Here is a 12,259-nt window from a genome sequence, read left to right as displayed (position 1 = left end):
CAAATGGCAAATCGTTGCCGGTTATAAATATATCTTTAATATTTTACATTTAATCCCTCCGGTTGGTTACCGGCACGGGTTTCGGATGGAAACCAATGCTCGTCATACATGGCCAGGAACCACAAAACCATGATCATCGGGAGTGAATATTTGTCCCACGAAAGCTGTGCTTTACCGAGCAGCAGGATATTCAACAGAAAAATCCAGGTCGCGAGATTGAAACGCGGCGATACGAAGCGCACGAGCGTAACAAGCATCAATACCCCGAAAACCAGCTGTTTCATTAATCCGCTGACACCGATTTTCATCAGCAATTCATCCACATAACCGAGATATGGCCAGGTGAAATAGGGATTATAGGCCTGTTTCGCAGGAAAAAAGGCAACAATCGCCGCAATGACCACCAAAAAACCGGCGAACATAACCGGGTGCTTTCGCGGGTATGCGAGAAAGTGCGAAAAACGGCGCGTTATCAACGTTTCCGGAACAATATAATACACCGCTACCACCGCCGAAGCGTACATTAAATAGCCGAAATTGTAATTCACCAGCTTATCCGAATTATAATGCTGATCGGCCATGACAGACGCCGGCGCAGGTCCATGCCAGATAACCACCCAGGGAACAATCGCCAGTACCGCCAGCGCATACCAGATCCATGCAGTATCGGTGAATACACTTTTGATCAAAACCACCGGATTGGTACTCCACTTCACATTTTTGAAAACCTCGTAGGCCAGAATTGCCGCCGGGAATGCCAACATATACTGCCGGCAGCAAACCGCCGCAGCAAACGACAGAAATCCGACCCAATGCCATTTCCGCAGATACGCGATTACCCCGCCGAGCGTGAACACCATCGCAAAAATGTCGGTGTAGTAGTAGACACTCACCAGGTAATAGTTCGGAAAGATCAGCAACCCGCCGAGGCAAAGCCAGAAACGCTTCGTGCGTTGGGGACTGTACCAGACGAAGAGCATAAGCAATGCAAAACTGGTAAAGGCTGTGAGCAACCGGAGGTTCTGGATGTCTTCCCCGAAAACCCGCAACACCCATCCACCCAGAATAAAAGGAATAGGTGTATTCAGTTCATTATAAGTTTGCAGCAGGTGCAGCGAGGGAATGGGCTCGGTGCTGAACAACACTGCAGTGGGCAGGTAATGGTGTTCGTCCTGGTAGGGATCAACGGTAAACCGGTCTTTCAGGAAGAAAACAATGATGAATAATGCGAGCAGGGCAAATGAGGTATATAACTTTTTGCGATGCATAGGATACTATATAAAATTGACTTCCGCGTTGAGCCGGATCCCGAACTGTCCGGCTACGGACGCTTGAATTTTTTCTGATAATGCTTTGATCTGCGCCCCGGTACCACCGCCGTAGTTGACCAACACCAGCGCCTGCCGTGCATGGACGCCTATTTCACCTTCCCGGTAACCCTTCCAACCGGCCCGTTCGATCAGCCACCCGGCAGGTACTTTCACCGTTTCGGCATCAACCGGATAACCGGGCACTTCCGGAAAGGTTTCCCGCAAATGTGCAAACTGAGCAACCGGTATCTCGGGATTTTTGAAGAAACTTCCTGCATTCCCGATCTCGGCCGGATCGGGGAGCTTACTGCGGCGGATTCGCATAATGGCCTCGCTGATGTCGCGGATGGTCGGGTTTTCAGCACCCATTTCCTGCAATGTTTTTTGAACATCGCCATAGGCCGCGTTCAAAACCGGCTTTTTACTGAGCCTGAAAGTAGCGCCGGTGATCACATATTTATGCTTCAATGCTTTCTTGAATACACTTTCACGGTAGCCAAACTCACATTCCGCATTGCTGAAAACACGTTTTTCACCGTGCTCCATATTCACCGCCTGCACCGATTCGATCACACTTTTGATCTCCACACCGTATGCACCGATATTCTGCATCGGCGCGGCTCCCACCGTTCCGGGAATGAGCGACAGGTTTTCCACACCACCATAACCATTATCCACACAATGCATGACGAAATCGTGCCAGACCTCGCCTGCACCCACTTCGAGCACGACCGCTTCCTCAGTTTCTCCGATGATTTTAATGCCCTTGATATCAGGATGGATCACGAGCGCATCGATATCCTGTGTAAGCAAAATATTACTTCCTCCGCCGAGGATGAACTTGGGCGTTCCCTTCCATTCGGGATCACGCAAAATGGCCGTTAGCTCATCGACAGACCGCACATTTACAAAATATCTGGCATCTGCATCGAGTCCGAATGTATTGAGATGACGAAGCGAAACGTTGGATTGTACTAGCATTGAAATCGGGGATAAACCGGGTAAAGTTAGGTATTACATTCAAAATTAAGTGGTATGGTGATTCATCCAATTTTGATTAAGTTTGTGGGCTCAGTTACAATGGTTCAGGATATGACGCTAAAAAAGAAATTTTTATGGGCTCTGCATCTTGGTATCATTCTGATTTCGGGTTGTGCTAAAACGTCGGTTGTGAGCTCCGGTTCCGAGTACAGGGAAGATCTTTCTGCGGTCCGGCCACGCTATGAATATGTGGAACCTGCTGTCGTAACCCGAACAGAACCGGCGACACCCGTGAAGAGCAATAATGTTCCGAAAGCCGATGTAGACAAGCCGCTGTATGTCAACAGGAAACTGGAGTCGGTACTGGACACGCTGGCGAAGCAGAACAAGGCTATCCGCTACATCAATGGTTTCAGGATCCAGATTTATGTAGGAAATGTGCGGCAGGAAGCGGATGGTGCAAAGTCCTACATCTACCAGGCCTTTCCGGATTTGAACCCTTACGTTTCGTACACCCAGCCGACCTACCGCGTGAAGGTGGGCGATTTTATGTACCGGAGCGACGCAGAGCAATACCTTGATCTGATCCGTGAGCAATATGCTTCCGCGGTGATCCTCGCCGACAGGGTGGATATCAAGCGGAGCCTGATGGTTAATCCGGCTTCCGACCACAATTAATGTAATTACTTATTAACCGGATAACTTTATCCACATATACATACTACCAACAGAATGAAGAAAGCGCTAATTACAGGGATCACCGGCCAGGATGGCTCCTATTTGGCCGAGCTCCTTTTGAGCAAGGGATATGAAGTGCATGGTATCAAACGCCGCAGTTCGTTGTTCAATACTCAGCGGATCGACCACATCTACGAAGACCCGCACGAGAAAAACGTGCGCTTTCACCTTCACTACGGCGATCTGAGCGACTCTACGAATATTATCCGCATCATCCAGGAAGTTCAGCCGGATGAAATATACAACCTGGGCGCGATGTCGCACGTTCAGGTGAGTTTTGAAGAACCTGAATACACTGCTAACGTCGACGGTATCGGAACACTCCGCATCCTCGAAGCGGTACGTTTGCTGGGACTGACCCAAAAAACCAAAATTTACCAGGCATCCACTTCCGAATTGTACGGTCTGGTTCAGGAAGTACCACAATCGGAGCGCACGCCGTTCTATCCGCGCTCGCCTTACGCGGTTGCGAAGCTTTATGGTTACTGGATCACCGTCAATTACCGCGAGGCATACAATATGTTTGCGGTGAATGGTATCCTTTTCAACCACGAGTCGCCATTGCGTGGCGAAACTTTCGTAACCCGCAAGATCACCCGCGCGGTGGCACGTATCGCCCTGGGCTTGCAGGACAAAGTGTACCTCGGTAATCTCGATGCTCAGCGCGACTGGGGCCATGCCAAGGATTTCGTGGAAGCCATGTGGCTCATCCTCCAACAGGAAACACCTGAGGATTTCGTAATCGCAACCGGTGTTACCACCCGCATCCGCGAGTTTGTGAGAATGGCGTTTGCAGAAGTAGGTATTGAAGTTGAATTCTCCGGAACAGGCGCAGATGAAATCGCGAAAGTGGTTAAATGCAACAATCCTGAATTCCAGATCGAAATCGGAAAGGAAGTGGTAGCGGTTGACCCACGTTATTTCCGTCCTACCGAAGTGGAATTGCTCATCGGCGATCCTACCAAATCAATGGAAAAGCTGGGCTGGAAACCGAAATACGACCTGAAAGCGCTCGTGAACGACATGGTTGCGGCCGACGTTCAGTTGTTCCGCAAGGATCGTTTGCTCGAAAGCAGCGGCCACCGCGTTCCAAACTATTACGAATAAGAACGATCGTCAATATAAAAGCCCCGCAGAGCTCTGCGGGGCTTTCTTTTGATACCTCAAATAAAAACACTCATAATTTAGATAGCAGGTCCTTTTTGTACGGATTTGGCTACTTTGATCAAATCCTGAGGCTGCTGATAACCCAAAAGCTGCTTCACCACTTTGCCTTTACCATTGATAAAGAACAAGGTCGGATAACCTTCGATCGGGTATCTTTTTGCCAGTGAAGGCCCTTCACCAGCTTCCATATCGATCTTCACATTGATAAAATTTCCATTGAAGGTCGCAGCTACGTCGTCACGCGTGAAGACGTTCTTTTGCAGCAACTTACACGGGCCGCACCAGGTCGTATAGGCATCCAGGAAGATTAATTTGTTCTCTTTCTTAGCCTGTTTAAGGATTTCAGACCATTTCCCTTCCGTAAACTGGATTCCCTTCTCGGCATTTTTCGACGCCTTTTTATCTCCTTCCCCGGCCATTGCCACCGACATGGCGAGCATCAAAGCCACGATCGCGAACCCGAGATTTTTAAGATTTTTCATTTGAATAATAAGATTTTTGATTTGAGTATTCCATAACGAAAATACGCCTTTGTTTTATTTTACACAATTATGGACTGCGGGCCAATCCGGCACCTTTTGCGGATAAGAAACTCAAAAAGGGTAACTTCGCAGCTTCATTAACACCAGAGTACCATGAAAGTTCAGGAAGCCAGATACGTGATGAGCAACTCCGACTACCAGAAATGTCCGGAGCCCGTCCTTCCCGAATATGCATTTATCGGGCGGTCCAATGTGGGTAAATCGTCGCTTATCAACATGCTGACAGGCAAAAAAGCATTGGCGAAAACCTCGCAGCAACCGGGAAAAACGCAGATGATCAACCATTTCATCATCGACAATGCCTGGTACCTGGTCGATTTGCCCGGTTATGGTTATGCCAAAGTGAGTAAAGTCGAGCGCGATAAGTGGGAAAAGATGATCCACGATTACCTGCATTACCGCGAAAACCTCATTTGTACGTTTGTCCTGGTAGACGTCCGCCACAGCGCCATGGCCGTCGACCTCGAATTCATGGCCGCGTTGGGTGAAGCAGGTATTCCGTTTGAAATCATATTTACCAAAGCCGACAAGCTCAAACCCGGCCAGGTAGCCGCACAGGTAGAAGCCTATAAACGTAAAATGGGCGAAATGTGGGAAGAAGTACCTGAAATGTATGTGACTTCGGCAGAGAAAAACGAGGGCCGCGAGCCCATACTGGCGACAATAGAAACTTATAATCAGTCGTTTGTGAAGACAAAATAGGATATAGGTTGTTTCCCGGACAATCTTTCCGTTATTTTGCGCAAAAATTCAATTGCCGCATCCAACATTAACATCAAGATATAACCATAGTAAGAAAGGATGAGTGAAAAAGTAGAATCAACAGGAATGGACTTGTTGAAAGAAGTAGCCAATGTATCCGGCAAGCCAGGGTTGTTCCGCATTCTGAAACCAAGCCGTGCGGGCGTGATCGTAGAAAGCCTGGACGAGAAACGTGAAAAAACACTGATCGGGCCAACCGCGCGCGTATCGGTATTGAAAGACGTTTCGATCTTTACAGACGGTGCAGAAGAGTCTGTTGCCCTGTCGGATGTGTTCCTGAAAATCCGTGAGGTTCACGGCGAAGAGGTAACATTATCGGTTAAAACTTCATCAGACAAAGAGCTCATCGAGTTTCTTGCAGAGGTACTTCCGGAATTCGACCGCTCGAAAGTGTATGTGTCGGATATCAAGAAAGTCATTACCTGGTACAACCTGCTTTCGAAATACACTCCCGAAGCATTTGCCGTAGCAGAAGGCGAAACGGTTGCAGAAGCGGCATCGGAAGTTTCTGCTCCGGAAGAAGAAGTGCAAGAAGCGCCTGCCAAAAAGGCTGCCAAAAAAGAAAAAAGCAAAGCTTAAACAGCATCTGATAGCATATGGAACCCTGCCTTTCCGGCGGGGTTTTTCCTTTTTATGGATAATCTCTCTTCCTACATCGACCACACCCTGCTCGCAGCAACGGCCAGCGAAACCAATATCCGCAAGCTTTGTGAAGAAGCTTGGATACACCAGTTCAAAGCAGTGTGCGTGGCACCCGTTTATGTGCCATATGTCGTTGAAATGCTGGAATTTTGTCCAATAAAAATTGAAATAGCGACAGTGGTGGGATTTCCGATGGGCTATTCCACAACAGCTACCAAGCTCGCCGAAGCCCGGGAAGCATTGCAGCATGGCGCTACCGAGCTCGATGTGGTCATGAATCTGTCACAATTCAAATCGATGGCCTACCTGAGCATTCGTGAGGAGTTGAAAAGTCTTGCCGACCTCGCCCATGGGCAGAACGCATTGCTGAAAGTGATTATCGAAACCGCTGCACTCGATTCATTCGACCTTTACACGGCCTGTGAAATCTGTGCGGAGGCAAAAGCCGATTTTGTCAAAACGTCAACCGGCTTTGGTCCCGGTGGTGCGGATGTGGAAACGGTTCGCAAAATGCGGTCGATTCTGCCTTCCGAGGTGAAAATCAAGGCTTCGGGCGGTATCAAAACTTACGAACAGGCCATCGCCATGATCGAAGCCGGCGCCGAACGCATCGGAACCTCATCGGGCGTCGCAATCGTGACCCACGCATGAAACGCGTGCTGCTGCTCAGCACGGTGCACCCGTCGGCAGACTCGCGCATTATGTACAAGATCGCCCCCTCGCTCCGAAACCATTACGAGGTATTTTGTGCATTACCCGGCCTCGGAAGTGGCATGAAGGAAGGGCTGCATTTGATCGACCTGCCGAAATTCGGGCGGTTACTACCCAGAATCCTGTTTGCGCATCCCGTAGCATTGTTCAAATGTCTGCGGCTGAGAGCGGACATCGTCCACATTTTTGTGCCGGAACTGATTCCGATGGCATTCCTATTCCGATGGGCAGGAGCGAAAGTGGTATACGAAGTGCAGGAGAACCTGTTCAAGAAATTCGCGATCAAGCGGTACAACAACAACCCGGTTTTCAGGCAACTGTTCCGGTTTTTCGATAGCCTGGCACGCCGGAAATTCCATTGCGCATTTACGGACCACGCTTACCTGGAAGAATACCATCATCTGGCAAAGCCATTTGTTGTGATCCACAATTATGTATCGCTGCCTGTAATGGATTCCCTCGCACACGAGCGTGTCCCCGTGCACGGGCCCGAGATCTTTTACCTCGGGGTAGTGTCCATGGAGCGGTGCCTCGATACGATGATCAATGCCATGGCAATCCTGAAAAACAGCCATCCCGGCTGCCATTTGCATCTTTTCGGCCCGGTGCGGGTAAGCCAAACAGAGCTGGAAGCGATAGCGGGCTATCAGCAGGCAAGGAACAATATCACATTCCACGGTTACACTGACCAGAAGCTGGCGCTGCCATATGCCCGGCAGTCGGTAGCCGGCATTGCGCTGCTGAAACCTGTGGCCGATTACCCGGAGTCGTTCCCGACAAAGCTGTTCGAATACATGGCGCTGCAATTGCCTGTCATCACCTCCGATTTCCCTGCTTACCGGCAAATTGTGGAGGGGGCGCAATGCGGGTTTTGCATTTCTCCCTGCAATGCCGAAATGCTGCGCGAGGCATTGGAATGCTGCATTACCGACAGCGCACTAGGGCAACAAATGGGTAAGAATGGCAGAAAAGCTGCCGAAGCATATTACAACTGGGCCACGGAGGAGGCAAAACTTTTGTCGTTTTACAGCGACATTTTTAATTCCTAACAATCTAATTTACAGGCGCAGTTATTATAATTTTATAAATTTATTATTGAATTGTTCAAATATGGAGTGCTACGATTTCTACGAAATATTTAACTTTCGGAATCGAAAAGAATTGTAGCTTGCGAAGTCAACTTCTCAATCATGTATATTAATACGGTTAGTCATTATCTGCCAAGCGAAGTTATTGGTAATGAATATTTTACAAATCTCAACAACCTATCTAACGAGTGGATAACGGAAAGAACGGGAATCTCAGAAAGACGTAAAGCATCAGCAGACGAAAATACATCGACCATGGCCATGAAGGCGGTCGAAACATTGCTCGAAAATATCCCATACAGTAAAAACGAGATAGATCTGATCGTAGGCGCGACTTACACGCCTTATGACACCATCGTCACGCTGGCCCACGCGGTACAGCACCAGCTTCAAATTCCCGACATTCCGGTCGTAAGCATTTCATCCGCCTGCTCGTCGTTGCTTAACGCGATCGAGATCGTCGAAGGCTATTTCGCCATGGGCAAGGCTTCGAAGGCATTGGTGGTTGTTTCTGACCATAATACGGCCTATTACAATGAAATGGATACGGTTTCCGGGCATTTGTGGGGCGATGGCGCTTCCGCTTTGCTGATTTCCAGGGAGCGGCAGACGGAAGGCGACATGCAGATCAAAAAGCTTATCACCGGCGGCGCGGCCACCAGCGGAAAAGCCACAGAAGCCGTTGTACTCCGACCCAACGACCGGGGTGTGGTAATGCCTTTCGGGCGTGATGTGTTCCAGAATGCGTGTGTTTACATGCCCAAAGTGAGCCAGCAGGTGTTGCAGGAATGCGGTCTGACAATCAACGACCTCGATTACCTGATTCCGCACCAGGCCAACCACCGCATTAGCCTGAACGTGATCAATACCCTGGGTATTCCGGCCGAAAAGCTGATTTCGAACATCCAGTACCTCGGTAATACGGGCTGCGCCGGGTGTGCGATCGCGCTCTCAGAAAATAAGGATAAATTTAAGAAGGGTGAAAATATCGTGATCACGGTATTTGGCGGCGGCTATTCGTATGGCGCCATGCTGCTTACGGTCTAATCGTACTTCTCATTAAACCATAAAAAAGCCTTCCAACCGTTACGATTGGAAGGCTTTTTCTATGTGTCCGAATGCACTCAATTCACATCGGGTTCGGTATTGTAGGAGGCCGGTTTCCAGACATTATTCTCAGGATTGATATCAGGCAGGTTATGCTCAGGATCGATCGTTACGGAACGGATAGGTCCCTGCGTCGCCGCTTTAAACGTCCATGCGCCTCCGCGCTGCCAGATTTCAACCGGCAATTCAACCCGCGTTTTCTTGCCGCTCACTTCTTCAATATCCACTTTGACCGGCATTGCGAGCTGATCGAGGTTTTCGATCGTGATGTAAGAGCCTTTCTGCGGGTTTTGCTCCACATAAGCCACGTCCTTCACCGACTGATCCAGTTTGTAGTTCTCAAAGAACCAACCTTTCCAGAACCAGCCCAGGTCTTCGCCTGCCGCATCTTCGATGGTACGGAAGAAATCATACGGCGTAGGATGCTTGAATGCCCAGCGCTGTACGTAAATTTTGAATGCATAATCGAAACGTTCCTTGCCGAGGATTTGCTCGCGAAGCATTTTGAGGCCTAATGCAGGTTTGTAATAGGCTTCCCAACCCAGGTTCACAGCCTGTACCACATCAGGGATCGTCATAATCGGATCCGCTTTCGGGCGGAAGATCATCGGTGCCAGGCGGTGCATATCATTCATCTGGGTCGTTTTATACTCGCCATTGTTGAAGTTATCGCCTGAAAGGAAATTGATGAACGTGTTGAACCCTTCGTCCATCCATGCATATTTACGCTCGTTATTACCTACGATCATCGGGAACCAGTTGTGACCAAACTCGTGGTCGGTTACGCCCCACAGGTCCTCTTTACGGCTTTTGCTGCTACAAAAAACGATTCCCGGATACTCCATACCACCCACGATACCGGCCACGTTGGTCGCTACCGGGTAGGTGTATTCATGTACATAGTTGGAATAGAACTCGATACAGCCCTTCACGTACTCGGTCGAGCGGCCCCAGCCATCCAGTCCGCCGTCCTCAGCCGGGTATACCGACTGCGCCAACGCGGTTTTCCCTTTGGGCAGGTTCATACGCGCTGCATCCCAAACAAACGCCTTCGAAGTAGCCCACGCAATGTCGCGCGCCTGCACGCACCGGAAGCGCCAGGTCAATGTACCCGATTGTTTGGGCCTTGTGCTCGGGTTGGTTACGTCTTCCGCACTGCGAATTACAACTGTCTGGTCACTTTTGGCGGCATCCGCCAGTCTCTTACGCTGCTCGGCGGTCAGTACTTCGTTCGGGTTAAGCAATTCGCCGGATCCCACTACAATGTGGTCCCAGGGAACAGTCACATTGTATTCAAAATCGCCATATTCGAGGTAAAACTCGCCTGCACCCAGGTACGGCAGCAGGTTCCAGCCTTCGATATCATCGAAAACAGCAACCCGGGGATACCATTGCGCCATTTCATACACGATACCATTCTTGGTTTCCAGCGTTCCCATACGGTCGGAGCCGTACTCCGGAATTTTGAATGAATAGGCCAGCTTGATCTTGATCACGTCGCCATTCGCTTTCACCGGCGTTTTAAGGCGGATCTGCATGCGGGTATCGGTCACTTTGTATTCCGCATCCACAAATGCGCCCTTACCTTGCTGTACCGTTACGGATTTGATGGAGTCGCCACCGTCAAATCCCATATTGCCGAAACGGCCGCCACTCACCGGCGTAGTCTGCGCACCTCTTGAATGGCTGCCAAACGCATTCTGATCGAGCTGCAGCCAGATGAATTCCAGATTTTCGGGGCTATTGTTTTTATAGGTAAGCTCTACCTCTCCACTCACAGTCCCTTTCTCCTCCTCGAGCGCTACATTGATCTTGTAATCGGCACGGTTCTGCCAGTATTTGGGTCCGGGGGCGCCACTTCCCGTCCGGTACTCATTGCCCGGCTGGAAATTGAAAAGCGGATGAAAAAGGACATGGGCATCATATTTCACCTTCTCCGCCTCCTGTGCGATAGTGTTGTTGAAGAAGCCCAGACTGCTCATTGCCATGACGCCCAGACGAAATATTGAAATTTTCATTATAATGGTTAAAAATTGGAAATATTGGGTTGTAAACGAGCAATATACACCTTTTCACCTGTTTTAGGAGAAAAAGTTTCATTTTAGCGACGGACAACGCCGTTTGTCTGCCGACGTCAAATTTTCCTTCCAATGCGCCAACGACTGTCTGTTGAAACTTATGCCAAAGGGATCCTTTCGGGCGATCGTACCACGCTCAGCCGCGCGATCACGATCATCGAAAGCAGCCTTGCCGGGGACCGTGCATTAGCTTCGCAGATCCTCCAAAATATCCTGCCGCACACCGGCAAGTCCATTCGCATTGGTATTACCGGAGTGCCCGGCGTCGGGAAAAGCACATTCATCGAGGCATTTGGAAGTTACCTCACTTCGCTGGGTAAGCGGGTGGCTGTGCTGGCTGTCGACCCGAGCAGCAAGCAGTCGGGCGGGAGCATATTGGGCGACAAAACGCGGATGGAAAAGCTGTCCCGCGACCCGAATGCCTACATCCGTCCCTCCCCTACCAACCTCTCGCTCGGAGGCGTCGCGCGGCACACGCGCGAGGCGATCCTGCTTTGTGAAGCGGCAGGTTACGATCTTATATTGGTCGAAACGGTAGGTGTGGGCCAGTCCGAAACCCTCGTGAAGGGTATGACCGATTTCTTCCTGCTCCTCATGCTCGCAGGCGCAGGTGACGAATTGCAGGGTATCAAAAAAGGCATTATGGAGATGGTGGACGCCGTGGCTGTCAACAAGGCCGATAGCGGCAATGAACGGGCCGTTGCAAAAGCCGTAACGGAATACCGGCAGGCATTACATCTTTTTCCTGAGACCGCATCTAAAATACCGGTGCAAGTCGTGGCCTGTTCGGCATTGGAAGGAACCGGAATGGCCCCGATCTGGAACATTATCAGCGATTACCATGCGCAAACGTCGGCCAGCGGCTATTTGCAGGAAAACAGGCGGCTGCAACGCATAGACTGGCTCCGCGAGCAGATCCTGCAATCGCTCGAAGACCGGTTTTATGAAAATGAACTGGTAAAGCAGCGCATTGCCTCCGAGGACGAAGCCGTACGAAGCGGGGAAAAGCTGCCCGACGAAGCGGCTTCGGATCTGATTAATCTGTTTCTTTCTTCCGAACAACCTTCAAAATTTTCCGCTAAGTCATAAAACTTCCCGCCAAAAGGCATTTTTCACTAAGTTTGAGCGTTAAA

General features: G+C 49.9%; 12 protein-coding genes. 8 read left to right on the top strand and 4 right to left on the bottom strand.

The window, feature by feature from the left end; genetic code table 11:
* Positions 1-35 precede the first annotated feature (35 nt).
* The gene (locus J7619_RS23935) at positions 36-1,268 is read right to left on the bottom strand and encodes a hypothetical protein (RefSeq protein ID WP_291204741.1); all 1,233 of its coding nucleotides are present in this window, start codon (positions 1,266-1,268) and stop codon (positions 36-38) included.
* 6 nt (positions 1,269-1,274) lie between these two features.
* A complete protein-coding gene (gene murB / locus J7619_RS23930) occupies positions 1,275-2,291 on the bottom strand; it encodes a UDP-N-acetylmuramate dehydrogenase (RefSeq protein ID WP_291204738.1) in 1,017 nt (338 codons plus the stop codon).
* Between the two features lie 189 nt (positions 2,292-2,480).
* On the opposite strand from murB, the gene J7619_RS23925 reads away from it, so the two are divergent.
* Both J7619_RS23925 and gmd read left to right on the top strand, forming a co-directional pair.
* On the top strand, positions 2,481-2,969 hold the full coding sequence (locus J7619_RS23925) for an SPOR domain-containing protein (RefSeq protein WP_291204735.1): 489 nt from the start codon (positions 2,481-2,483) through the stop codon (positions 2,967-2,969).
* A gap of 54 nt (positions 2,970-3,023) precedes the next feature.
* Entirely contained in the window at positions 3,024-4,136 is a 1,113-nt protein-coding gene (gene gmd / locus J7619_RS23920; protein ID WP_291204732.1) for a GDP-mannose 4,6-dehydratase, read from the top strand.
* Positions 4,137-4,213: 77 nt separating this feature from the next.
* Here gmd and J7619_RS23915 read toward each other — a convergent pair whose 3' ends face one another.
* Entirely contained in the window at positions 4,214-4,678 is a 465-nt protein-coding gene (locus J7619_RS23915) for a thioredoxin fold domain-containing protein (RefSeq protein ID WP_291204730.1), read from the bottom strand.
* 153 nt (positions 4,679-4,831) lie between these two features.
* Between J7619_RS23915 and yihA the strand changes: the two genes are divergently transcribed.
* From yihA to J7619_RS23890, 5 genes are all read left to right on the top strand, one after another.
* Positions 4,832-5,440, top strand: coding sequence for a ribosome biogenesis GTP-binding protein YihA/YsxC (gene yihA / locus J7619_RS23910; RefSeq protein ID WP_291204727.1), 609 nt, complete (start codon positions 4,832-4,834; stop codon positions 5,438-5,440).
* Between the two features lie 99 nt (positions 5,441-5,539).
* The gene (locus J7619_RS23905) at positions 5,540-6,079 is read left to right on the top strand and encodes a DUF5606 domain-containing protein (RefSeq protein ID WP_291204724.1); all 540 of its coding nucleotides are present in this window, start codon (positions 5,540-5,542) and stop codon (positions 6,077-6,079) included.
* Positions 6,080-6,133: 54 nt separating this feature from the next.
* A complete protein-coding gene (deoC, locus tag J7619_RS23900; RefSeq protein ID WP_291204721.1) occupies positions 6,134-6,793 on the top strand; it encodes a deoxyribose-phosphate aldolase in 660 nt (219 codons plus the stop codon).
* Entirely contained in the window at positions 6,790-7,902 is a 1,113-nt protein-coding gene (locus tag J7619_RS23895; RefSeq protein ID WP_291204718.1) for a glycosyltransferase, read from the top strand. The genes deoC and J7619_RS23895 overlap by 4 nt, the downstream gene beginning before the upstream one ends.
* Before the next feature lie 141 nt (positions 7,903-8,043).
* Positions 8,044-8,988, top strand: a complete 945-nt coding sequence (locus J7619_RS23890; protein ID WP_291204715.1) for a 3-oxoacyl-ACP synthase III family protein — start codon at positions 8,044-8,046, stop codon at positions 8,986-8,988.
* Positions 8,989-9,065: 77 nt separating this feature from the next.
* On the opposite strand, the gene J7619_RS23885 is transcribed toward J7619_RS23890, so the two are convergent.
* Positions 9,066-11,066 (bottom strand): M1 family metallopeptidase, encoded by a 2,001-nt coding sequence (locus J7619_RS23885; RefSeq protein ID WP_291204712.1) that lies wholly within the window; start codon positions 11,064-11,066, stop codon positions 9,066-9,068.
* 132 nt (positions 11,067-11,198) lie between these two features.
* Here J7619_RS23885 and meaB point away from each other — a divergent pair, with 132 nt between their 5' ends.
* Complete coding sequence (gene meaB, locus J7619_RS23880) at positions 11,199-12,215, top strand: methylmalonyl Co-A mutase-associated GTPase MeaB (protein WP_291204709.1); 1,017 nt, start codon at positions 11,199-11,201, stop codon at positions 12,213-12,215.
* Positions 12,216-12,259 lie beyond the last annotated feature (44 nt).

Origin of the sequence: Dyadobacter sp., assembly GCF_017744695.1 — a bacterium.
In the GTDB taxonomy this organism is placed as follows: domain Bacteria; phylum Bacteroidota; class Bacteroidia; order Cytophagales; family Spirosomataceae; genus Dyadobacter.
The sequence above is the reverse complement of the archived record's forward strand: the minus strand, read 5'-3'. Positions and strand labels throughout refer to the sequence as shown.